The organism is Mycobacterium sp. 852002-51613_SCH5001154 (genome assembly GCF_001667425.1).
GTDB lineage: Bacteria > Actinomycetota > Actinomycetes > Mycobacteriales > Mycobacteriaceae > Mycobacterium.
In genome coordinates, this window is sequence record NZ_LZII01000081.1 from 1 (window position 1) to 22,422 (window position 22,422).

At 69.0% G+C, this 22,422-nt stretch carries 24 protein-coding genes, 1 tRNA gene and 1 pseudogene; 11 read left to right on the forward strand and 15 right to left on the reverse strand.

Going from position 1 to position 22,422, the window contains the following annotated elements:
* From A5750_RS21580 to A5750_RS21600, 5 genes and pseudogenes are all read right to left on the reverse strand, one after another.
* Positions 1 to 793, reverse strand: a pseudogene (locus A5750_RS21580) (hypothetical protein); the annotation flags it as partial.
* A 176-nt stretch (positions 794 to 969) separates the two neighbouring features.
* Positions 970 to 2,100 carry a hypothetical protein gene (locus tag A5750_RS21585; RefSeq protein WP_066947557.1) on the reverse strand — a complete coding sequence of 377 codons (1,131 nt, stop codon included), beginning with the start codon at positions 2,098 to 2,100 and terminating at the stop codon, positions 970 to 972.
* A gap of 159 nt (positions 2,101 to 2,259) precedes the next feature.
* The gene (locus A5750_RS21590) at positions 2,260 to 4,224 is read right to left on the reverse strand and encodes a hypothetical protein (RefSeq protein WP_231989273.1); all 1,965 of its coding nucleotides are present in this window, start codon (positions 4,222 to 4,224) and stop codon (positions 2,260 to 2,262) included.
* A 130-nt stretch (positions 4,225 to 4,354) separates the two neighbouring features.
* Positions 4,355 to 4,927 carry a dCTP deaminase gene (dcd, locus tag A5750_RS21595; protein WP_066947550.1) on the reverse strand — a complete coding sequence of 191 codons (573 nt, stop codon included), beginning with the start codon at positions 4,925 to 4,927 and terminating at the stop codon, positions 4,355 to 4,357.
* A 34-nt stretch (positions 4,928 to 4,961) separates the two neighbouring features.
* A complete protein-coding gene (locus tag A5750_RS21600; protein WP_197505496.1) occupies positions 4,962 to 5,618 on the reverse strand; it encodes a hypothetical protein in 657 nt (218 codons plus the stop codon).
* Between the two features lie 182 nt (positions 5,619 to 5,800).
* Between A5750_RS21600 and A5750_RS21605 the strand changes: the two genes are divergently transcribed.
* Both A5750_RS21605 and A5750_RS21610 read left to right on the forward strand, forming a co-directional pair.
* A tRNA-Gly gene (locus tag A5750_RS21605) sits at positions 5,801 to 5,874 on the forward strand.
* Positions 5,875 to 6,050: 176 nt separating this feature from the next.
* A complete protein-coding gene (locus A5750_RS21610) occupies positions 6,051 to 6,461 on the forward strand; it encodes a hypothetical protein (protein WP_156664381.1) in 411 nt (136 codons plus the stop codon).
* A 221-nt stretch (positions 6,462 to 6,682) separates the two neighbouring features.
* Here the strand turns inward: A5750_RS21610 and A5750_RS26675 are convergent, their stop codons facing one another.
* On the reverse strand, positions 6,683 to 7,054 hold the full coding sequence (locus A5750_RS26675) for a DUF4189 domain-containing protein (RefSeq protein ID WP_082948182.1): 372 nt from the start codon (positions 7,052 to 7,054) through the stop codon (positions 6,683 to 6,685).
* 145 nt (positions 7,055 to 7,199) lie between these two features.
* Positions 7,200 to 7,448, reverse strand: coding sequence for a DUF4926 domain-containing protein (locus A5750_RS25570; protein WP_369829495.1), 249 nt, complete (start codon positions 7,446 to 7,448; stop codon positions 7,200 to 7,202).
* A gap of 189 nt (positions 7,449 to 7,637) precedes the next feature.
* On the opposite strand from A5750_RS25570, the gene A5750_RS21615 reads away from it, so the two are divergent.
* On the forward strand, positions 7,638 to 8,459 hold the full coding sequence (locus tag A5750_RS21615) for an Ig-like domain-containing protein (RefSeq protein WP_067265576.1): 822 nt from the start codon (positions 7,638 to 7,640) through the stop codon (positions 8,457 to 8,459).
* Between the two features lie 200 nt (positions 8,460 to 8,659).
* Here the strand turns inward: A5750_RS21615 and A5750_RS21620 are convergent, their stop codons facing one another.
* Positions 8,660 to 9,223, reverse strand: coding sequence for a hypothetical protein (locus A5750_RS21620; protein ID WP_067265579.1), 564 nt, complete (start codon positions 9,221 to 9,223; stop codon positions 8,660 to 8,662).
* Positions 9,224 to 9,549: 326 nt separating this feature from the next.
* Here A5750_RS21620 and A5750_RS21625 point away from each other — a divergent pair, with 326 nt between their 5' ends.
* From A5750_RS21625 to A5750_RS21640, 4 genes are all read left to right on the forward strand, one after another.
* Positions 9,550 to 9,894 (forward strand): DUF732 domain-containing protein, encoded by a 345-nt coding sequence (locus A5750_RS21625; protein ID WP_067265584.1) that lies wholly within the window; start codon positions 9,550 to 9,552, stop codon positions 9,892 to 9,894.
* 157 nt (positions 9,895 to 10,051) lie between these two features.
* Positions 10,052 to 10,366, forward strand: coding sequence for a DUF732 domain-containing protein (locus tag A5750_RS21630; protein WP_369817347.1), 315 nt, complete (start codon positions 10,052 to 10,054; stop codon positions 10,364 to 10,366).
* A gap of 20 nt (positions 10,367 to 10,386) precedes the next feature.
* A complete protein-coding gene (locus A5750_RS21635; RefSeq protein ID WP_066947535.1) occupies positions 10,387 to 11,787 on the forward strand; it encodes a mannitol dehydrogenase family protein in 1,401 nt (466 codons plus the stop codon).
* A complete protein-coding gene (locus tag A5750_RS21640) occupies positions 11,784 to 13,175 on the forward strand; it encodes an FGGY family carbohydrate kinase (RefSeq protein WP_067265587.1) in 1,392 nt (463 codons plus the stop codon). Before A5750_RS21635 ends, A5750_RS21640 begins: the two co-directional genes overlap by 4 nt.
* Here the strand turns inward: A5750_RS21640 and A5750_RS21645 are convergent.
* Positions 13,172 to 14,662: a bifunctional phosphatase PAP2/diacylglycerol kinase family protein gene (locus A5750_RS21645; RefSeq protein ID WP_066947529.1), complete on the reverse strand. Its 1,491-nt coding sequence runs from the start codon at positions 14,660 to 14,662 to the stop codon at positions 13,172 to 13,174. The two genes, A5750_RS21640 and A5750_RS21645, sit on opposite strands and share 4 nt — an antisense overlap.
* Before the next feature lie 28 nt (positions 14,663 to 14,690).
* Here A5750_RS21645 and A5750_RS21650 point away from each other — a divergent pair, with 28 nt between their 5' ends.
* Positions 14,691 to 15,476, forward strand: coding sequence for a hypothetical protein (locus tag A5750_RS21650; protein ID WP_067265601.1), 786 nt, complete (start codon positions 14,691 to 14,693; stop codon positions 15,474 to 15,476).
* On the opposite strand, the gene A5750_RS21655 is transcribed toward A5750_RS21650, so the two are convergent.
* From A5750_RS21655 to A5750_RS21665, 3 genes are read right to left on the reverse strand one after another with little or no spacing between them, the layout of a single operon-like run.
* Positions 15,452 to 16,123 carry a GAP family protein gene (locus A5750_RS21655; protein WP_067265599.1) on the reverse strand — a complete coding sequence of 224 codons (672 nt, stop codon included), beginning with the start codon at positions 16,121 to 16,123 and terminating at the stop codon, positions 15,452 to 15,454. The two genes, A5750_RS21650 and A5750_RS21655, sit on opposite strands and share 25 nt — an antisense overlap.
* Positions 16,124 to 16,133: 10 nt before the next feature.
* Positions 16,134 to 16,805 carry a GAP family protein gene (locus A5750_RS21660; RefSeq protein WP_066947526.1) on the reverse strand — a complete coding sequence of 224 codons (672 nt, stop codon included), beginning with the start codon at positions 16,803 to 16,805 and terminating at the stop codon, positions 16,134 to 16,136.
* A 59-nt stretch (positions 16,806 to 16,864) separates the two neighbouring features.
* On the reverse strand, positions 16,865 to 17,173 hold the full coding sequence (locus A5750_RS21665) for a hypothetical protein (protein WP_066947523.1): 309 nt from the start codon (positions 17,171 to 17,173) through the stop codon (positions 16,865 to 16,867).
* Between the two features lie 106 nt (positions 17,174 to 17,279).
* Here A5750_RS21665 and A5750_RS21670 point away from each other — a divergent pair, with 106 nt between their 5' ends.
* Positions 17,280 to 17,507: a hypothetical protein gene (locus A5750_RS21670; RefSeq protein WP_066947520.1), complete on the forward strand. Its 228-nt coding sequence runs from the start codon at positions 17,280 to 17,282 to the stop codon at positions 17,505 to 17,507.
* Positions 17,508 to 17,630: 123 nt separating this feature from the next.
* Complete coding sequence (locus tag A5750_RS21675; protein ID WP_156664382.1) at positions 17,631 to 19,073, forward strand: glycosyltransferase family 39 protein; 1,443 nt, start codon at positions 17,631 to 17,633, stop codon at positions 19,071 to 19,073.
* Here A5750_RS21675 and A5750_RS21680 read toward each other — a convergent pair whose 3' ends face one another.
* Both A5750_RS21680 and A5750_RS21685 read right to left on the reverse strand, forming a co-directional pair.
* Positions 19,074 to 19,904: a family 16 glycosylhydrolase gene (locus A5750_RS21680; RefSeq protein WP_066947506.1), complete on the reverse strand. Its 831-nt coding sequence runs from the start codon at positions 19,902 to 19,904 to the stop codon at positions 19,074 to 19,076. It lies immediately after the preceding gene.
* A 155-nt stretch (positions 19,905 to 20,059) separates the two neighbouring features.
* On the reverse strand, positions 20,060 to 21,079 hold the full coding sequence (locus tag A5750_RS21685; RefSeq protein WP_067265593.1) for an NADP-dependent oxidoreductase: 1,020 nt from the start codon (positions 21,077 to 21,079) through the stop codon (positions 20,060 to 20,062).
* A 56-nt stretch (positions 21,080 to 21,135) separates the two neighbouring features.
* On the opposite strand from A5750_RS21685, the gene A5750_RS21690 reads away from it, so the two are divergent.
* Entirely contained in the window at positions 21,136 to 21,801 is a 666-nt protein-coding gene (locus tag A5750_RS21690) for a DUF3060 domain-containing protein (RefSeq protein WP_066947500.1), read from the forward strand.
* Between the two features lie 3 nt (positions 21,802 to 21,804).
* Here A5750_RS21690 and A5750_RS21695 read toward each other — a convergent pair whose 3' ends face one another.
* Positions 21,805 to 22,206, reverse strand: a complete 402-nt coding sequence (locus A5750_RS21695) for a hypothetical protein (protein ID WP_066947495.1) — start codon at positions 22,204 to 22,206, stop codon at positions 21,805 to 21,807.
* Between the last annotated feature and the right edge of the window lie 216 nt (positions 22,207 to 22,422).

Below are 22,422 nucleotides of genomic sequence, written 5' to 3' on the forward strand. Positions count from 1 at the left end.
GGACGGCGCTGTAGGCGAGCGCGTCCCTGCCCAAGGTTCCCGGGGTGTCGAAGTAGCCCGGCGCGATCGCGAACGGGTTGATGGCGCCGGTGCCCGGGTCTTGGGCGTAGGCCAGCGCCGCGGTCGACGAGGAGAACAGCGGTGCGTGCGCCGAGGCCAGCGCCGCGCCTCGGGCCAGCGCGGTTTCGGGCTCCTCGGGAGCCGACAGCGGCAGCGAGGTCGCCGCCTCGAGCGCGGGCTTGATCAGCGGGATGTCGATACCGGAGCCGACGACGAACACGCCGTCCGGACGGGTCTCCATCGTCTCGGCGTGCGAAACCATCGTGGCCAGCTGGGCCACCGCGGCCTCGTCGTCGGCCGGCAGGGGCTGCCGGCGGACGTCGGCGATCGACCCGTCGGCGCTGTTGACGACCGCGAGAGTCGCGGTTTCGGGCTCGATGTAGAGCAGCGCCGTTTGCGCATAGTTGGTCTGGCTGCCGACCGCTTGGGCCAGGGCGGCCGCGGCCAGGAAGGACGAGACCAACATCACGTTCTCGACCTTGTGGGCGGCCAGCGCATCGCGCAGCGCGGCGGCCTCGATCGGGTCGGTGAAGGTGACCCCTGTCGAGGCCAGTTGGTAGCCGCCCTCGGCCGCGCCCTGACGCGTGCCCAGGATCGCGGAGACTACCTGGTCGGCCGCGCTGAGCGTTGCGGCGTCATCTTCGGGCGGAACGTCGAAGTTGTCTTCGTCGACGGTGGCGCCTTCGCCATTCTGGCCTTCGACCAGCACCATGCGGACGGCCGTCGGCGCCATTGACACCCCAAGTACGGTGTCCAAAGCTCCTCCAAGGTTCGATTGCGAGTCCTGATGTGAGGACGTGGCCGCCGCACCCCGCGAAAACGCCAGAGGTCACTGAGTCCCCACCATGTGTTCCCCTAGTCCCACGATTTTACGCGCTCGCGCGCCTTTCGGCTGGGGCTGGGACGCGGCTACGGGATCGGTAGGCCGTGTCCCAGGTGTCGATGGAGCCAGTCGTCCCACTGATCGCCATGGGAGGGGCCGGAACCCGGTTGCGGAGGGACCGGCGCGGCGGGCGGCGAAGGCGGGGCGGACTCCGGCGGCGGGATTGCCGCTGGCGGCGGGGGCGCCTGGCTGGCCGGGCCGACGACGTTTTGGGTGATATCGGGGCGCTGCGGCGCGTGCGGCCGGATGTCGACGGCCAGCGCCACCGCGAGGGCCACGACGCCGCCGACGAATATCAGCGTCACCGCGGCGACGGCCAGCACCGGTTTGCGGCTGCGGCGCTCGCCCGGGTGGGCGGCTGACCCGCGGTCGGTCGCGGTCGCCCGCGACTTCCCGGTAGTCGACTCGGCGCTGTAGGCCAGCTCGCGCCCGTCTGGCGAGGGATCCCCCGCGTAGGGCATTGCGATCGTCGACGGCGCGCCCAACTGCGCGTTGGCCGCCGCCAGTGACGCGCCGCGCGCCAGCGCCATCTCGGGTTCCTCGGGCGTGGTCACCGATAGCGTCGTCACCGCTTCGAGCGCCGGCTTGATGTACGGGATGTCGACGTCCGAGCCCACCAGGAACAACCCGTCCGGGCGGGCCCCCATCGATTCGGCACCCGAGACCATCGCGGTCAGCTTCGCCAGCGCCGCCTCGTCGCTGTCGGGCAGCGGATGCCGGCGCACATCGGCCACCGACCCGTCGGCGGTGTCGACGACGGCCAGCGTCGCGGTGCTGGGCTCGACCAGCAGCAGCGCGGTACGCGCGCAATTGGTCGCGCTGCCCGCCGCCTGAGCCAGCGCCGCCGCGGCCATGACCGTCGGCACCAGCGTGACGTTCTCGATCTTGCGGGCCGCCAACGCATTTCGCAGCGCGGCCGCCTCGGCCGCGTCGCTCCAGGTCACTCCGCTCGATTTCAGCTGATAACCGCCCTGGGCCGCGCTCTCTCGCGTGCCGAGAATCGCGGCGACAACGCGGTCCGCCGCCGCGACCGCGGTCGTCTGATCGGTGAGGTGGAAGTCGTCCTGGTCGACGGTCACCCCACCGGCAGCCTCGCCTTCGACGAGCACCATACGGACCGCCTCAGGCGCCATGGACACGCCAAGTACGACGTCCACCGCTCCTCCAAATCAATTGCCGTGCCCGTGCGACGACACCTGCGTTGCCGGGCTTAGTTATTTCGAGAATCGGCCGGATGACTTTGCAGCTCGGCCGCGCCACCCCCAAGCCGCCACCCTAGCGCGCGAAGATGGGTGCGCCCGGGCCTCGCGAGTGGGCTACTTGTGTCCCCCGCCGCCACCGCCGCTGTGGCCACCGCCACCGCCGCCGAAGCCGCCACTGCTGTGGCCGCCGCCACCACCAAGGCCGCCGCCTCCACCAAGGCCGCCGCCGCCACTGTGGCCACCGCCGAAGCCGCCACCACCGGGAGCACCGATACCACCGCCGGGTCCGCCGACGACGGGTCCGCCGCCATGGCCGCCCCCGAATAGGCCACCAGGCCCGGAGGGTGCACCGCCGCCCGAACCCGGGGTCGGAACGTGTCCGCCGCCCAGTCCGCCCGACCCGCCGGCCGGGGGCGAAACGTGCCCGCCACCGAGGCCACCGTCACCGGGGGGCGGAACGTGCCCGCCGCCGAGGCCACCGGGGCCCGAACCGGGGGGTGCCACATGCCCACCGCTGGATCCGCCCTCGCCCGAGCCGGGCGGCGGCACATGCCCACCAGTCGAACCGCCCGTACTCGAACCGGGCGGGGGCACATGCCCACCAGTCGAACCGCCCGGGCCCGAGCCGGGCGGCGGAACATGCCCACCAGTCGAACCGCCGGAGCCCTCGGGCACCGGTGATGTGCCTTGCCCAGGAGGCGTCTGGTGAGGCGGCGACTGCGGAGGCGGAACATGCACCGGCGGCTGCGGCAGCACCGGCTGTGGGGGCGACACGTGCGGCGGAGCCTGGATGACCGGCGGGCTTATTACGACTGGGTTGGGCACGCGGAGCGGCGGCACGATAACCGGCACCAGCGGCGGAATCACGACGGGGACCGGCGCCGGAGCGGGGGCCGCGGGCACGGGAGGCGCCGCGGGCAGCGGTGGCGCGGCGGGCGGCGGCGCCGCCGGCAGCGGCGCGGCAAACTGCGGAGTCATCGGCTTGGGCGCCGCCACGGGCTCCGGCGGGCTCATCTTCTGCGCCGGGGCCGACGCCTCAGCGGGCGCCGGCGGCTCCTGCGTCGGGACGATGAGGTGTTGGCCGGGCGTGGGCTGCAAAGCGACGGTGCCGGTCGTGCGGATGCCGATCGCCAACGCGATCTCGAGGGCCAACACCGCGCTGATGCCGGCGACCGCCAACCCGCTGCCGATCAGCAGGGCCGGCCTGCGCCGCGGTTGGCTTCCTTCGGGCATGAACAGTTTTTCGATGACGACGGTCGGCGAGTCAGCGTCCTCGTCCGGCACCGCGCTGTAGGCGAGCTCGTCGTCCCCGGCCTCCGGCCCGAATGGCGCGTAGAGGTATTCGGGCAGCGAGTGCTGGTCGACGGCACCGGTGCCGGGGTCCTGCGCGTAGGCCAGCGCGGCGGTCGACGAGGCGAACAGCGGTGCGTTGGCCGACGCCAGGGCGGCGCCGCGGGCCAGCGCCGTCTCCGGCTCCTCCGGCACGCTCACCGCCAGGGAGGTCGCCGTCTGCAGCGCCGGCTTCAGCGGGCCGATGTCCACGCCGGAGCCCACCACCAGCACGCCGTCCGGCGCCGCTTCCAGCTTCTCCAGGCCGGCGATCATGCCGCCGAGTTGCGCGGCTGCCTGGTCATACGACTCGGCGTAGAGCGGTTGCTTGTAGACATCGGGGATGGACCCGTCGGAGGTCTCGACGACCGCCAGCGTCGCAGTGTCGGGCTCCACGAACATCACCGCAGTTCGCTCGTAACCCATTGCCCCGCCGACATTTTGGGCCAACGCAGTCGCGGCCAGGAAGGCCGATACCAGCATGACGTGCTCGACGCGGTGGGCGGCCAGCGCGTCGTGCAATGTCGCCGCTTCGAGCTGGTCGGTCCACGTCACGCCGATGGACGACACCTCGAGGCCGGCTTCGGCCGCGCCCTCGCGGGTGCCCAGGATGGCGGCGAGCACCTGATCCGGCGCGCTCGCGGTGGCCGCTTCGTCGGCGGCGGCGACGTCGAAAACGTCTTCTTCCACGGTGGCACCGTCGGCGTATTCGCCTTCGAGGACAACCATTTGGATTGATGCCGGTGCCATCGACACCCCGAGCACGATATCCAATACAACCCCTCCAAAGGTATTGCGAGACGAACCATGGTCAGGCGGAGGAAAAAACCACGGCTATCTAAGTATCGCGCAGAAAGCAGGCGCGGGAGCGCCTCAGAACCTATGTAGTCCTTATGAAGTTCTGATAGGAGCGCGACGGCGTGGGTCCTCGCTGGCCCTGGTACTTCGAACCTACATGCGAACTGCCGTACGGGTGTTCGGCCGGACTGGTCAACCGCAGGATGCACAGCTGACCGATCTTCATACCGGGCCACAACGTGATCGGCAGGTTGGCGACGTTGGACAGCTCCAGGGTGATGTGACCGCTGAAGCCGGGATCGATGAAACCCGCGGTCGAGTGCGTCAGCAGGCCCAGCCGGCCCAGCGACGACTTGCCTTCCAGCCGCCCCGCGAGGTCCTCGGGCAGCGTGAACAACTCCAGCGTGGAGCCGAGCACGAACTCCCCCGGGTGCAGCACGAACGGCTCGCCCTCCACGGGTTCGACCAACGTCGTCAGCTCGTCCTGCTGCTTGGCGGGGTCGATGTGGGTGTACCGGGTGTTGTTGAACACCCGGAACATGCAGTCCAGGCGGACGTCAATACTGGACGGCTGCACCAAGGTGTCGTCGTAGGGGTCGATGCCCAACCGGCCGGCGGTGATTTCGGCCCTGAGGTCACGATCGGAGAGCAGCACGCGACGAGCCTATCCGCTGCTTGCCGTCGGCCGTTCAGTCGGCGAGGTACATCTCCCCGCCCTTGGGATATCCGCCGCCCGTGGTCGTGACGTGGACGTGGTCATAGTGACCGAGCCTGCTGGGTTGCGCGCCGCCGGGCGTGTAATAGACGCCGCGCCAGATCGCGTCCTGGATCCCGAAGCGGCGCGCGTTCTTCATCACGTAAGCGACGATCTCGTTGCCCAGCGCGATGCCCTCGGTGCTCTGCGGGTTGGGGATCATCACGTCCAGTGCCAGACCGAGCGGATGCCAGGGCAGCGGATCGGGCCGCACGCCGCCGATCTCGTGGATCTCGGGGAACGCCGCGCTGATGCTGCGGGAGACCTGGATGGTTCTCACCTGCAGGCCCTGTTCCGGGGCGAGCCCGGCGGGCAGGAAGCGCGATCTCGTGTGGTACCTCGACGCCGCGACGGGCGCGGCCATGCCGTCGCCGCGCGACACATCCGACGCGAGCACAATGGCAGTCGGCTTCGCCGCCACGATTTCTAAGCAACACGGACCGGTGTCGCCAATAACGGGGACGGGGTCGTGCCGAGGGACGAATGGGCCGCCATCTCCCGCCGCCGCGAAGAACGCTGCGGCAGGGGCCAGCAGCCCTGCCAGCAGCAGCGGTGATTTACGCCGCTTCTTGGCTAATCGGTGCCGACCCACCCAAGGCACATTACGACAAGATCACGAAAGAATAAACATCGGTTCTGGAATTTGCGGGTCAGCGGCCATTCCCCCGTCCTGCGCATTTGTGGCAGGCCTGGACGGCGCCGGGTGGGCCGCACGCCGACGGACTACTCGCCCAACGGATCTGCCTCCGGATGCTAGCCTTCGTTGTCGACAGCGCCGATGTAGTTCAATGGCAGAACATCAGCTTCCCAAGCTGAATACGCGGGTTCGATTCCCGTCATCGGCTCCATAGTTTCCGCTAGGCGGGGGCGGCAGTCTCGCCGTCCCGTCGGTTCAGCCGTGGCGTCTCCTCCCGTCTCACTCCCGCACTCGACGTTGTTTGCTACAACGCTGGCCGGGGAACGTCCTAATGAAACGCTGTCACATCGCTCAGGCTGTGCATCTGGGTGTAGCAAGGGGGGAACCATGAACGAGCCGACTCCGCAAAATCAACCGCCGCCCGGTACACCGCCGCAGCAGGGCTATCCCGGGTACCCGCAGCAATACTCGCAACAGCCTTACGGTTACCAGCAGCCAAAGAAGCGGCGGGTCTGGCCCTGGGTGCTCGGCGGTGTGCTCTTAGTGATATTGCTGGGCATGGGCGCATGCGTGGCGTTTGTCGGCGGCGTCGCGAACAACATCGACAAAGAATCGAAACGCCAAGTCACTGTTACCTACGAGGTCACTGGCTCCGGTAACTCGGTAGCCGTTACATACTCGGGCCACGACTTCAATACAGCTCAAGACACCGGCGTTTCGCTGCCCTGGACGAAGCAAGTCACGGTCGACGGCCTTGGGAAGACCGTTTCGCTCACCGCTTACGAATGGACCGGATAGTAATGGCACAGTCACGTGCCGCATAAGTGCCAACGGCAAGGTGCTCGCAGAGCAGACGTCAAGCGGGCCGTTCGCTACCGCAAACTGCATCGGCAATGCCGGGAATGCCTAGCCACGCAATAGGACGACGTTGGCGCATGTGCCGATTGCCTCCAGCCGAACTAGCCCACCACGTTCGGTTTGCTGATGAGTCGGAAGGCCCAAGCGGAACCGCGGATCCGCTAGTCCCAGATGCAGTGGACGCCGTCGAAAGTCGACCCGCCCCCGACAGCCCGTGCTTTCGCATTCGCGACGGCGTCATCGGCGTTGCCAGCGATTCCCCAGTGATAGTCTTCGGCGTCCTCCACCAGCGCCAAGCACGGCGTACCGGAGGCAATGACGTGACAATTTGGCCCGTACGTGTCTCTGCAGGCGGCTAAGGCCTGGGCTTCCGCGGTGCCCCGGCTTCCTGGACCCCAGCTCCAGTGGGTGTGGTTCTCAAGGTCGGAGGCCGCAACGGCCACCCATCCCGGGTCGGAATGAGCCACCGGGGCGGCAACGATGCCCACGCTTACCAATAGTGCACCGACACCGGCGGTCGACTTGTTGTTCATCGGTACCCCCACGTTGAGCGGATACCGTGAGCCTCCTGTCACGGCGACCTATCAACTAGGGACCTTGGCCCCCAAACGAGGAGCTCATGGTCACTGAGGCGATCGGGCACTGCCGCGATGGGGCTCCACTTACAGCGGCGATGTCCTACTTCTCTTCGACCGGCCGCCACACAACGTCCACGTCGTCTTCCACGAGCGTGACCAGGGCCAGAGTGACGCCGTCGGCATCCGAGAGCTCCACTTCGTAAGCGGGGCGATCGTTTTGGCGCGGGTACTTCGTGTACTCCATGACGACGGTCCCTCGTGCACCGGCCGGGAGGTCGTGCTCAGGCAGAGGCCGCAGCAATTGGACTGCGTCGAATTCTTGCGGCCTCAACCCTGTTCCCTTCGTCAAGCCGGGCTCAGTTGCGCTCGCGCCCCTCTCCCCCGAACCCCCAGCGCATGGCCGAATTCTCGAACTAAACCGCCGTGGCCGAATCGTGACCGAGGCTTGACCAAATGCTAACGCGCCCTTGCGCTTCCGCTGGTCAACGGGGAATTACGATCCCTATTACAACTCTGTCAGTTAAAAGGAATCGGAGCCATGCGGGCGGACGTTCGGTGTGTTCTTGCGGTGGTCGGGGTCGCTGCGAGCGTGGTTGCGGGGCCGGCTGGCACCAGCGTGGCGGCGGCGAACCTGCCGCATGACTTCACCATCGCGTCGGTCCTGCCGGCGCGGGACGCGACGGTAGGTGTGGCGCACCCCGTGGTGGTGACGTTCGACGCACCTGTCGCCAACCGGCACGCCGCCGAGCGCGCCATCGGAGTCAAGTCGACGCCCGCGATGACCGGGAGATTCGAATGGCTCGACAACAAAGTCGTGCAGTGGGTTCCGGATCACTACTGGCCGGCGCACACCACCGTGGCGCTTGCGGTGGACGGCCAGCCCACGGAATTCAAAACGGGCCCCAAGGTCGTCGGGGTCGCCAACATCACGGACCACACCTTCAAAGTGAGCGTCGACGGGGTCGATGCGACCCCACCGCCCACTCCCCACCACCGTCCCCACTTCGGCGAAGAGGGCATGCTGCCGGCTTCGATGGGCAGGCCGGAATTCCCGACGCCGGTGGGTAACTACACCGTTTTGTCCAAAGACCGCTCGGTGCTTATGGATTCGAGCAGCGTTGGCATTCCCGTCGACGACCCCAACGGCTACATGCTCAACGTCGATTACGCCGTCCGGATCACCAACCGCGGCCTCTTCGTGCATTCCGCCCCGTGGGCGGTCAACTCACTAGGGCTGGAGAATGTCAGCCACGGCTGCATCAGCCTCAGCCCCGAAGACGCCGAGTGGTACTACAACACGGTCAACGTCGGCGACCCGGTGATCGTCAAGCAGGACCTCTGGGAGCGGCCTCCTTCCTGAGGAGGGCCCCACTCAATCACCCTGAGCGCAAGTCCTTTTGGGGCTCGGCCCCTGTCCCTCGCCCGAGTGTGAAGCTAGTTTTCACACTCGCGGTCGACTGTGAAACTAGCTTCACGCTCGACGGCTGAAGAGGCTCAGCCCCCGCATACGAAAGGACCCGCTGGCGACGGCCAGCGGGTCCTTGTCGGTCGAGAGGAGGATCAGTGCGACGGACCGGGGGCGACGGGCTGACCGGGCTGGGGCCCGCCGCTCGGCGCCGGCCCCGTCGGTGCGTCCTTGACGCCGGACATGTCGATGAGCGGGGCACCCGCGACAGCGTCGAGGGGGGCGCCGGCAGCCAGACCACCGAGGGCGACCAGCGGAGCGCCGGCCGGCACCACCGGAGCGATCGGCAACGGCGCGCCCAGCGGCAGCGGCGCACCCAGCGGCAACGGCAACGGTCCGCCCAACGGCACCGGCAGCGGGGCACCCACCGGCAGCGGGCCCGGCACGGCCAGGGGGACACCCGCCATGTCGGTCAGCGGCGCGCTGGCCGTGCAGACCTCCGCGGTCGGCGCACCGCCCGCAGCCGCGGCCCCCCCGGCACCGGCGGCACCGGGTCCGCCGGCTAACGGCGCACCGGCCTCACCGGCCTGCCCCTGGATGCAGGCGTAACCGCCCGTCTTCAGGGGAGCGGCCGCCGCAGCCGGGCTCAATGCAAGTGCGGCTCCGCACAACCCAAGGCTGGCAACTACTTTCACGTTGAACCGATCGACGATCGCCATCAGCGTCGACTCTCCTTTATTCGCGCTCACATAACCATCTGGTGCAGCAGAACCGCGTAGCCGTCTTTCGACGACGAGCCAATTGTGGTCACGCGACATGAAACGCCGGACGCGCCGCACCGCGCCGTTTCCAAACGGTGACGTCACAAGGGCGTCACGGGTGAGAGGCCTTTGCCGAGCGGAGCTAGGGCCCGCCCTTCGAGTCACGTTGAGCCAATTTTTGCGCAGCTCATTCACAGGGAATTTTCGGTGGCACGAGATGTACAGGAGGTTCTATGGAAGTGAACAATAGGGAACTAACGGGTTAACGGACAGGAGAAGGAGCCATGAAAGCACAGCGGCTCTGCAGCCGATTCCTGAGCACAGCGCTGGCGGGGGGCTCACTCGTGGTCGCCGGGGTGATGGCGGCCGGCCCGGCCCAGGCAGACGCGACCACTTTCATCAACGACCTGCACAAAGCCGGCATCCACGCGGTCAGCGGCGGTGACGCGGCGCTGGTCCAGATGGGCCTGAGCGTCTGCCAGCAGCTGTCGTGGGGCGCTCCCCCGTCGCAGATCGAGGGCCTGGCGGTGCAGCGCTCCGACAGCAGGCAAGGCGCCCACGGGATCACCCCGCAACAGGCCGACGCCGTCGTCGAGGCCGCCGTGCAAGATCTGTGCCCGGACGCCTGAGCGAACCTGCGCCACGGGTCTTTGCCGACAATTCATCCTCGGGATCGATCTTCCCAGCGTGTTTCGCCCTGTTTTCGTGTAAGAGTGCATCATCGGCGATCGGGCCCGGCACGAAGGAGAGACACGGATGGCAGCACAGCGGCGCTACGGCCGGTTCATGGGAGCAGCCCTCGCAGGGGGCCCACTTCTGGCCGCGGGGATCGGGTGGGCCAGCCCGGCGCGGGCCGACGCGACTGCCTTCATCAATGACCTGCACAACGCCGGCATCCACGCCGTCAACGGCGGCGACGACGCGCTGTTGCAGATGGGCGCGGACTTGTGCCAACAACTTTCCTGGGGCGCCTCCCCGCAACAGCTGGAGGGGTTGGCGATCCAACGTTCGGACGCCGACCAGGGCACCGGCGGGATCAACGGTCGCCAGGCCGCGGACGTCGTGATTTTTGCCTTGCGCGATCTGTGCCCTAACGCTTAGCGGTGAGCTAAGTTCCGGGGATGGAGCTGAGCGCGCGCAACCTGAGCGCCCTCAACATCCCCGTCCCGGCCTACGACCGCAGCCAAATAGGCGTCGGCATCGTGCATTTCGGTGTCGGCGGCTTCCACCGCTCCCACCAGGCCATGTACGTCGACAGGTTGCTCAGCGATGGGCTGGCCCGGGACTGGGGAATCTGCGGCGTCGGCGTGCTGCCCGGTGACCGGCGCATGCGCGACGTGCTGCGCGCCCAGGACTACCTCTACACGTTGGTCCTCGAACATCCCGACGGCACCCGACAGCCGCGGGTCATCGGCTCGATCGTCGACTTCCGTTACGCGCCAGACGATCCCGAAGCGGTGATCGAACTGCTCGCCGCCCCCACGACCCGCATCGTCTCGCTCACCATCACCGAAGGCGGCTACCGCCCGCCGCTGAGCGACGTGTTCCCCTTGGTGGCAGAAGGATTGAACCGGCGGCGGAAACAGGGCCTGCCCTCCCCCACGATCGTCTCGTGCGACAACATCGTCGAGAACGGGAGCGTGGCCCGGCAGGCGTTCATGTCAAGCGCCGAGCGGCTCGATCCCGCACTCGCGCAGTGGATGTGCGAGCACACCAAGTTCCCCAACTCGATGGTCGACCGCATCACTCCGGTCACCACTGGCGACGTGATCGCCCGGCTGGATTCCGAGTTTGGCGTGCAAGACGCGTGGCCGGTGGTCGCCGAGCCGTTCGTCATGTGGGTCCTCGAGGACGATTTCGCCGACGGCCGGCCGCCGCTGGATAAGGCCGGCGTCCAACTGGTCGACGACGTGTCGCCGTACGAGGCGATGAAGCTGCGGCTGCTCAACGCCAGTCATCAGGGCCTGTGTTACTTCGCCTACCTGGCCGGCTATCGGCTGGTGCACGAGGCCGCCCAGGACCCACTGATTGCCCAATTCCTGGACCGCTACATGGAATCCGAGGCGATGCCGACCCTGGTGCGCGTCCCGGGGTTGACCGACTTCAAAGCCGGGCTCATCCCCCGGTTCGCCAACGCCTACGTGCGCGACACGGTCGCCAGGTTGTGCGCCGACTCGTCCGACCGCATCCCGAAGTGGCTGCTGCCGGTGGTCGCCGACAATCTGCGGCGCGGCGGCCCGGTGCGGCTGGCCGCGGCGATCGTCGCCAGCTGGGCGCGCTACGCCGAGGGCGTCGACGAAGAAGGCCGGCCGATCGAGGTGACGGACCGGCTCGCCGACACGCTCGTCCCGATCGCCCGCTCCCAGCGCGAGGACCCGGCCGCGTTTCTCGCCAACCGTGCGGTGTTCGGTGACCTCGTCGACCAACCGCGCTTCCTCGAGCCGTACCTGTGGGCGCTGGATTCGCTGCACCGGCACGGCGCGCGCGCCACGTTGCGGGCACTCGTCGGGGCCGACGAATGACGCTGGTCGCCGGCATCGACTCGTCGACACAGTCCTGCAAGGTGCTGATCTGCGATGCCGCCACGGGCGAGGTGGTCCGCGGGGGCGCCGCCGCACATCCAGACGGGACCGAAATCGACCCGGCCGCATGGGAAGCCGCCGCCCTGGCGGCTATCGAGGCGGCGGGAGGACTGGACGGCGTCGAAGCCGTCGCCGTCGGCGCGCAGCAGCACGGCATGGTGTGCCTCGACGAGGCGGGCGCGGTGGTGCGGCCCGCGCTGCTGTGGAACGACGTGCGTTCGGCCGACGCGGCGCGCGCGCTCGTCGACGAGCTCGGCGGCCCACACGCATGGGCGCAAGCCGTCGGCGTCGTGCCGCTGGCCGCGATCACGGTGGCCAAGCTGCGCTGGCTCGCCGACCACGAGCCGCGGCACGCGGACCGCACGGCGGCCGTCTGCCTGCCGCACGACTGGCTGACGTGGCGGTTGCGCGAGGACACCGACCCCGCGGCGCTGACCACCGATCGCAGCGATGCCAGCGGCACCGGTTATTACGACGCCGCGAGCGGCGCCTACCGCGTCGACCTGCTCGAGCTCGCCCTGCGCGGCCGCCGCCCGCAGCTGCCCACCGTGCTGGGCCCGTCAGGCGTAACATTAAGTTGCACAACCACATTCGGCGCTGGCCTCGGGGACAACGCGGCCGCGGCGCTGGGCCTGGGCGCCGACGAGGGTGACGTCATCGTCTCCGTCGGGACGTCGGGGGTGGTGGCCGCCGTCACCGCCGACCCGGTCCGCGACGACGCCGGTTTCGTCGCGGGATTCGCCGACGGCACCGGGCGCTACCTCCCGCTGGTGTGCACGCTCAATGGCGCGCGGGTGCTGGAGGCGGCGGCCGCGATGCTGGGGGTCGACCACGACAAATTGTCAAAGCTCGCGCTGGCGGCGCCGCCGGGCAGCGCGGGCCTGGTCCTGGTGCCCTACCTGGCGGGTGAGCGAACGCCTAACCGCCCCAACGCCTCTGGCGCGCTACACGGCCTGCGGGTCGCGAACGCGATGCCGGCCAACCTGGCCAGGGCCGCCGTGGAGGGGCTGCTGTGTGCGCTGGCCGACGGCCTGGCCCATCTGGCCGCCCATGGCGTCGTCACGCGCCGCATCCTGCTGATCGGCGGCGGCGCGCGATCGCGGGCGCTGCGCGAGATCGCGCCCGCGGTGTTCGGCGTACCCGTGCTGGTGCCGGTCCCCGCGCAGTACGTCGCGTTGGGCGCCGCGCGGCAGGCGGCGTGGGCGCTGAGTGGATCGACACGACCGCCCGGCTGGAACCCGCCGCGGACCGACGAATACACCGCCGACGCTGCGCCCGAGGTGCTGGAGCGCTACGCGCAGGTGCGGGACTTGACCGAGGGGGCCTAGTCGCAGGGGCGGAACACCGGAAGCACCCGGTATTTGGCGGTGAAGCTGGCCTTCTCGTATTCGTCGCCGACCTCGCCGTCACACGCGATGACCGTCGGGCCGTCGACCGCGACGAAGCTGAATTCCGGCACCTGCAGCTCGTGATAGAGCGGGCTGCGCTCCAACCGCCCCAGCGCGAGCGCGGTCAGGATCCTGGTCCGCGACCACCTCCGGCCCGCGTCGAGCATGCGGACATCGATCAGTCCGTCGTCCATCCGGGTCCGCCGCGACGGGGCGAACCCGGTCGGCAGGTACAGCGAATTGCCGAGGAAGAACAGCGACGTCAGCAGCGTCTTGTTGTCGTACGAGATACGGACGGGCTGGTCGCGACGCAGCGTGTGCAGCATCGCGTACAGACCCGCCAACGGCTTGCCGATGCGCTTCTCCAGCTTCTCGCGCTGCTGCACGAAGGTCGGATAGGCCCCGATGCTCGCCGTGTTGAGGACCATCTGGCTTTCGTTGAGGCACACCAGGTCCACGCACGACACGCTGCCGCGGCGGATCGCGTCGACCGTCTTGGCCACCGTGTCGCAGCCGATGTCCTTGGCGAAGTGGTTGAACGTGCCGGCGGGAAACACCGCCAGCGGCAGCCCCGACTCGATGGCTACCCCCGCCGCGGCCGCCACCGTGCCGTCGCCACCTCCGACCGCAAGCACCTCGGCGCTCGCGGCCGCGTCGCGCAAGACCTCCGCCGGGTCGTCGTCGGGGCCCAGCTCCCGAATGTCCACCTTCGGCAGCGCCTCGCGTACCTCGTCGACGACGCGGGCGCCGGTGCCGCTGCCCGATTCGGGATTGATCACCAGCACCACTCCGGAACCGTCGGGCCGTTCGGGCGTCTCGACCCGCAGCGGTTCGGTCTTGGGCAGGGCGGTCTCGACGATCGGCGGGACGAGCCGACCGCCCAGTACCGCCAGGCCCGCCCCGATGCCGAACCCGGCGATGACGTCGCCCGGGTAGTGCGCGCCGGTCGCCACCCGCGACAGCCCGACCAGCCCGGCCAGCAGCGCCAGCCCGAAGCCCAGCATCGGATTCTCCAAACCGACCCCCACGGCGAACGCGGCCGCGCTGGCGGAGTGCCCCGACGGGAAGGAATTCGACGTCGGCCGGCGGCGGACCTGCCTGACCAGCGGCACCAATTCGTACCCGGGACGCGGGCGGCGGCGGATGCGTTTGGCGACCTGGTTGGTGACCAGGCTGGTGGCCGCCAGCGTCACGACGCCGCGTGTCGCGCCGCGCTGGGCGCTCGGCTTTCCCGAGGCCATCATGGCCGCGGCGATGGCGAACCACAGCTTCGAGTTGTCGGCCGCCCGGGTCAGCGGCGGCATGACCATGTCCAGCAGCGGGGTGTCGGTCTCGGCGATCGCGTCGAAGATCTCCCGGTCAAGGGTGCCGAGCCCCCGGGTGATCTGTTCGATGCCGCGCGCGCGTCGCTTGGGCCGCCAGTTCATTCGCTACACCCTAAATTGGTTGGCGGACATGGACGCACCGGGCTACTTCGAGGCATGGCGGGACAACGCCGTGCGGCTGGGCGTGTCCTCGGACGTCGTCGCGGAGATCGCTCGGCGGCACGCCATCGTCCCGGACACCTTTCGATCGCTCGGGCGGCTCGCGGAGATCAAGGATCCGGCCGGCAAATCCTTCTTCCTGCTGCCCCGGGGCACCAGCGGTGGCGACGCCCGCGCGGCGGTGCTGAGCACCTACATCCTGAACGCGGGTACCGGCTACGGCAGCAACCGGGCGTGGCGCACCGATTTCCGCCCGACGCCCTACAGTGCGGCGGAAATCACACGGATCATGTTGCGGCAGAACGCAAATAGCTGGACCTACACCCGCGACGTCGGGTTCGTCGACCGCAACGGCGGGCGCCTCGTGACGACGCCCAACGGCATCCTCATGGGCCTGGGCGGCAACTGGATCCAACGGCAGTTCTGCCGGCGGGCCGGCACCACGTGGGGCGACATCTTCATGGTCAACATGGGCGCCGTCACCGACCCCGCCGGCTGGCTTCGCCGCATCATCGAGTCCGGGCACGCCTGGTACGTGCACACCGACGGCAGGCCGGTGGAGAGCCGGCTCGACCTGGACCGGGTGCTGCACCACGAGGAGCGGCACTGCCGGCAGTGGGCGGCGAAGGGCTACGTGGGCATGCTGGCCGATTACGGCCGGGAGCTGGTCCGCGAATACGCCTTCGGCGCGATCAACCGGCTCGAGGAGGAGGCCGGCCTGACCGACGGCGGCTATAGGGCGTCGATCCCGTGGTAGAGCACCATCGCGCCGATCAGGACCAGGACCGCCGCGAGCAGAGCGGCGTTGTTGCGGTCCATCCAGTCTTTGAGCTTCGCGAGCGTGTCGTCGAGACGGCTGCCCGCCGCCGCGTAGGCCAGTATCGGGATCGCGACGCTTGACGCCGCGATGGCGACGAAGAACGCGGCGGCCACCCAGTCACCGACGAGGCCGAGCCCGGCGGTGCCGATGCCCAGCCCGGCCGGGATGCAGATGAGCACCACGTCCGGCCGCACCACGGCCAGCACCGCCCCCATGATCCCGGCCCGGGCCGGGGTGATGGTGGCGAACGAGCGCATCCAGGCCGGCGATTCGGCGTGGCCGTGCCGGTTCAGCCATTTGTAGATGCCGTACACGATCAGCGCCGACCCCAGCACCACGCGCAGCCACGACGACCACCGCGGCGGCGACTTGTCCAGGCCGCCGAGCAGGTGGGAGGCCGCGACGGAAAGCGCGGTCAGCGCGGCGAGGGTCAGCGCCCAGCCGCTGAGAAACGCCAGGCCGCTCGGCCGCGGCCGCGGCGCCTGCAGCACCAGCACCGCCGGGATGACGGTGAGCGGCGACAGCGAGATGACCAGCCCAAGCGGAACGAGCCCCGTGAGCACGGTGCCCCAGCTACCTGCCATGGGCAGCAATCTACAGGGCGCGAATCCCGTTGTAGAGCACCATCAAACCGATCAGGACGAGGATGACGGCGAGCAGGGTGGCGTGGTTTTCCTCCATCCACACTTTGAGGCGTTCCAGCGCATCGTCGAGCCGGTCGCCGGCGCCGGCATACGCCAGGATCGGGATGGCGACCGTGGACGCGGCGATGACGAGAAACACTGCCCCGGCGACCAGCTGGCCGGCCGCCCTGAGGCTGCTGCTGCCGATGGCCAAGCCGGCCGCCGCGCACATGATCAGCACCTCGGGTCGCAGCACCACCAGCACGGCCCCGGTCAGCCCGGCGCGTGGCGGGCTGAGCGTGGAGAACGACCGCATCCAGCGCGGCATGCTGCCGTGACGATGCCGGGTCAGCCACTGGTAGGCGCCCAACGCGATCAGTGCCGACCCCAGCGCCACCCGCACCCACGACGCCCACGTCGGTGGCGCCCGGTGCAGGCCGCCGAGCAGCGCCGAGCCGCTGACGAACGCCGCGGTGAGGGCGGCCAGGCCCAGGACCCATCCGGCGAGGAAGGCGAGACTGGCCGGCCGCGGCCGGGGGGCGTGCAAGACCAGCACCGCCGGAACGACCGTGATCGGCGAGAGCGCGATGACGGCCGCCAGCGCGATGAGCTTTGTCAGTACGGAACCCCAACTTGCGTCCACGGGCAGCCATCATCGCATTGGCCCGACGCGGCCGCAGGGGTCCGGCGTAAGCGCCGCCCTCAGAACGGCTTTCGGCGCAAGGTCCAGGCGGGCACCCAGTGCGTCACGGTTTTGCGCTGGGAGCCGTAGACGACCGGGTAGGTCACCAGCCCCCACCAGTCGCCCTGCTCGCAGAGACCCCAGCAGCTGAGCAGGCCCTCGACGACCTTGTGCAGTTGCAGCCCGTTGGGTTGATACCGGCCGGAGCGGTGCGGCTCACGCGGGAAGAGCACCGTCAGGTCCACCAGGACCGTGATCGGCGGGCGCACGACCCGGAACGGGCTGCGGACCGGTTGGCCGTTGTACCCGATGGACGCGAACTGCCCCATCGATCGATCATACGTTCGAATAGCCGAGGTTTGCCGGATTCTCCGTTTTCGATCCCGCGCCCGGGCCGGTCGATATAGTCGGCTCAGCTACGAAGGGGAGGTCCAGATGAAGATGGCTTGCGCCGCTGGTCTATTGGCGTTTGCCGGGCTGCTCACCACCGGGGTGGGTGTGGCCAGTGCCGACGAGGTAGAGGTCGAAGGCAACTACTCGAGCCAGTCCGGTTGCGAGGCGGATGCCCCGCACGTGGAGATCACGCACAACGACCACCTGTACACCCATTGGGACTGTCGCCTGGGCTCCGACGGGTTCTGGCACGTGTGGTTGCTCAACTGACCGTCGACCAGCGACGGACCGGGGATCTGCTTCTGGCACCATAGCGACGTGCGGAACCCGCTTCGCCGCCCGCCGGCCGGGCTGGACCCGCTGCTGGTCGGGGTGCTCGCCGTCGCGGTGAGCATGGGCGGCGCAGGCCGCCCGTCGTTCTGGTACGACGAGGCCGCCACCATCTCGGCCGCATACAGTCGATCGCTCGCCCAGTTGTGGCGGATGCTGGGCAATGTCGACGCCGTGCACGGCCTGTACTACCTGCTCATGCACGCCTGGTTCCAGGTTTTCCCGCCCACCGAGTTCTGGTCGCGCGCGCCCAGTGGCCTGGCCGTCGGGGGCGCCGCCGCGGGAATCGTGGTGCTGGGCAAGCAGTTCTCGTCGCGCACCGTCGCGGTGGCCTCGGGCGTCTTCTGCGCCGTCTTGCCGCGGACAACGTGGGCGGGCATCGAGGCCCGCCCCTACGCGCTGTCGATGATGGCCGCCGTGTGGCTGACGGTGTTGCTCGTACGCGCCGCACGCCGCGACTCCGGTTGGCTGTGGGCGGCCTACGGCCTCGCCTTGATCTCGTCGATTGCGCTCGACGTGTACCTCGCACTGTTGGTCGGGGCGCACTTGACGCTGGTCATCGTGTCCCGTGGCGCGCGAAGGGTTTTGCTGCGGTTCACGATTGCGGCGACCGCCGGGGTCTGCGCCATGGCGCCGTTCTTGGTGACGGTCGCCGGGCAGGCGCATCAAATCAGCTGGATCGCACCGATCGGTCGCCGGACGCTGGAAGACGTTGTGGTGCAACAGTATTTCGAACGCAGCCCCCCGTTCGCCGTGCTGTCGGCGCTGGTGATCGCGGGGGCTATTGCGTTGTGGCTCAGCAAGTCCGCGCGACCAGCGCGCGGCGATGGGCAGCTGCTGGGCCTCGCGGTCGCGTGGATCGCCCTACCGACCGCGGCCATCCTGATCTACTCGGCGCGGGTGCACTCGATTTACACACCGCGCTACCTGACGTTCACGGTGCCGGGAATGGCGCTGATCCTGGGCGTCTGCGCCGCCGCGGTGACCATCCGGCCCTGGCTGACGGCGGCCGTCGTCACCCTTTTCGCCGTCGCCGCCGCCCCGAATTACCTTCTAGTGCAGCGAAACCCGTACGCCAAGTACGGGATGGACTACAGCCAGGTGGCGGATCTGATCACCACCCAGGCGGCGCCGGGCGATTGCCTGCTGGTGAACGACACCGTGACATTCATGCCCGCCCCGATGCGGCCCCTGATGGCGGCGCACCCCGATGCCTACCGCAAGCTGATCGACCTCACGCTGTGGCAGCGGGCGACCGACCGCAACGACGTCTTCGACACCAACCTGATCCCCGAGGTCGTCGCCGCGCCTCTCAGCCATTGCCGCGTGGTCTGGATCATCACGCAGGCCGACGAATCGATGCCCGCCCACGATCAGGGCCCGGCGCTGCCGCCCGGTCCGCGCTACGGGGCGACCCCCGCCTTCGCGGTGCCGCACGATCTGGGCTTCCGGCTCGTCGAGCGCTGGCAGTTCAACCTGGTGCAGGTGTTCAAAGCGACGCGGTGATCACCAGATGCGGATGTAGTCGACCAGCATGGACGCGGGGAAGGTACCCGCCGCCGGATCGCCGGCGCCCACCCCGCCGACGGCGAGGGTGAACATGGGCGTCATCCAATAGCCGGGGAGGTTGAACGGCCACCGGAAGTCGTCGGGAGCGCCGCCGTGGACGTGGATGGGCTTGTTGGGGACCTTGAAGTACTCGGCGCCGTCTCGCGAGAACTCGAAACCCTCTTCGCCCCAATGCATTCGCCAGGTGTGCCAGCCGCCGTCGACCAGGCCGGGGATGGACTTACCCTCCCAGGTCTTGCCGTTGGACGCCGCGTGGACGGTGGTGCCCGGGGCCCACTGCCCGTTGCCGTACCACTCGAAGATGTCCACCTCGCCGTCTGGCAGCGGGTCCTCGTTGACACCCCAGAACGAGGGCCACAGGCCGGGATACAGGCAGTCGAGCTTGATCCGCGCTTCCCACGTCTGATTGATCATGCTCCGGAAGTTGCCGCGCAGCTTGCCGCTGTAATAGGTGTTGTTCAGCAGATCGTGGGTGGCGCACAGGACGAGGTTGGAGTGCCCGTCCTGGAACACGTTTTGGCGGTCGTCGCGATAGATGCCCTCGACCGGCGGGAAGACGTCGTCCTGCCAGGTCTGGATCGTCCACTTGCCGGGATCGGGGGGCGAGCCCGCCGGCCCGTCGAACTCGTCGGCGAAGATGTACGGGCCACCCGGACCGGCCGACGGCGGCGCCTGGGGCGCCGAGGGTGTGGCCCAGGCACCCGGCAGGCGCATCGCAGCCCCCAGCATGCCGAGCCCCGAGATCAACATCATGCTGCGACGATCCATTTGCAACCCACCAATCGTGAAAGCCGTGTGTCAACCCAAGCCCGCCACCCCAGGCAACTTTTGCAAACGGTGTTATGAAACCACGCGGCGGGGTGCCGCGCAGCCCACACCCGGCCCGTGGCGGCGAGTTTTTCCGCGCGGAGAAGGGTGCCGACTCAGCCGGAAGCAGGTTCGCTGAGCTTGACCAGCGTCTTGCCGATGTTGACTCCGGTGAACAGGCCATTGAGGGCGTCTACGCACGATTCGATGCCGTCGAAAATGGTTTCCCGGTGCTTGAGTCGGCCCTCGGCCTCCCACTGCCGGAGCGCGGCGAACGCCTCGTCGAAGCGGCCCCACTGGTCGAGGGCGTTGAACCCCTGCATCAAGGCGGTCTTGGACAGCAGGTTCACGTAGTTGGCCGGCCCCGGGTGCTCGCCGGTGAGGTAACTGGAGATGACGCCGCACAGGACGACGCGGGCACGCGGGGCCAAGCGGCCCAGCACCGCGTCGAGGATCGGCCCGCCGACGTTGTCGAAGTACACGTCGACGCGCCGCGGGCAGTGTTGCTTGAGCGCCGCCGCGAGGTCGTCGTTCTTGTAATCGATGCAGGCGTCGAACCCGAAGTGCTCCACCACCGCCCGGCACTTCTCCGGCCCGCCCGCGATGCCCACCACCCGGGAGCCGGCGATCTTGGCGATCTGGCCCGCCACCGATCCGGTGGCGCCCGCGGCCGCCGAGACCACGACCGTTTCCCCGGCCTTGGGCCGCCCGATGTCGGTCATCCCGAAATACGCGGTGGCGCCGGTCGGCCCGTACACCGACATGATCGCCAGTTGGTCGTCCTCGCCCGGGATGGGCGTGCTGAACAGGTCGTCGCGGATGATCGCGTACTCGGAGAAGCCGGTCAGCGTGGTGACGACGTCGCCGACGGCATAGGCATCGCAGCGCGACGCGACCACCTCGCCGATCCCGGCCGCGCGGATGACCTCGCCCAGCTGCACCGGCGGAAGGTAGCCCGGCTGGTCGTCGAGCCACGTGCGGGCGGCGGCGTCGATCCCTACGTAGGTGGTGCGCAGCAGCGCCTCCCCGTCCGCCGGTTCGGGCGCCGCGGTGGTGACCAGCTCCGTGTCACCGGGCTGAACAAGCCCCGTGGGGCGGCGACGCAACAACACCTGACGGTTCGGCAACTCGGGCACGATGCAGAAACTACCGAACCGCCCGAAATCAGCCGCGGGAATGGCATATTCAATCGATGGCAGCAGACGACGACCCGGAGGAGCGGATCCGGGAACTCGAGCGCCCGCTCGCCGAGGCGGCGCAGGCATCCGAAGCGGGTAGTGCGCATCCCGCCGGCCAGGCCTATTCGCCCGGGCCGCCGGGCCCTCCGCCGCCACCGCCCGCGTGGACCTACGGCGGCGCGCCGCCGCAGCGTCCCTCCGGCAATCGCATGTGGTGGATCCTGGGCACGGTCATCGTCATCGGCATGCTGGCCCTCGCCGGCGGCATCGCCGCCTTCGCGGCCCACCAACTTTCCGGTGTCCGCTCGATCATCAGCTCCCCGCCGACCATCACCTTCGGTCCCCCGGGTGGCACCGCACCGTCGACCACCCGGACCACAACACCCGGGCCGTCGACCTCACCGGTACCGGCGCCGGGCGACAAGATCAGTGTCTCCGGGGTCGGCGAGAACCGGACGATCGCGTGCAACGACAACATCGTGATCGTCCGCGGCGTGTCCAACACGGTGGTGATCAGCGGCCACTGCGCGAGCCTCACCGTGTCGGGCATGCAGAACCAGGTCACCGTCGACGCCGTCGACAGCATCGACGCCTCCGGCCTGAACAACAAGGTCACCTACCACTCGGGCGCGCCGAAAGTCAGCAACGCGGGTAGCGCGAACGTCGTCCAGCAGGGCTGAGATTCAGGAAGGCTCGCCGGGTTCCTCGTCAGGGGAATCGTCGTCAAGAACGCTGACCGCGATGCCGTAGGGCAGGAACCGCACCTTGCGCTGGGGGTCGACGTTGTTCTTGTTGGCCCGCAGCGCGTCGAGCTCGGTCGCATAAACCTGTTCGACGTGCGCGCCGCCGTTCGCGTCCACCGTGTAGATGGCCCAGACCCCGTCTCCGGCCTCGCCGGTGGTCTCGGGCTCCTGGCGGGGGCGCCGCGACAGGTCTTCGAAGAGCGACGACCACCCGGTCCGGGCTCCTGGCGCCGCGACAAACTTGCTGACCCGCTCGAACATGTCGCGCAGCCCCTCGCTGCCCTCGCGGATCACTCGATCGAACTCGTCGGGATCAAATCCGAACGCACCGTATTCGCCCACGCGACCTCCTCGCCGCTCATGTCGTCACCGCCCAGTGTGCGCGCACTCGCGGCCGGGCGCCACGCCCTTACGGCGCCGGCGGCGGGGGCGGCGCCGGCGGGGTGATGGGAATCGGCACCGTGACGAACGGGAAATGCAGGTACATCGTCACCGGCGGCTGCGCGGGCGCGGCCGGTGGCGGAGGCGGCGGGGCCGCCGGTGACGATGTACCTGCAG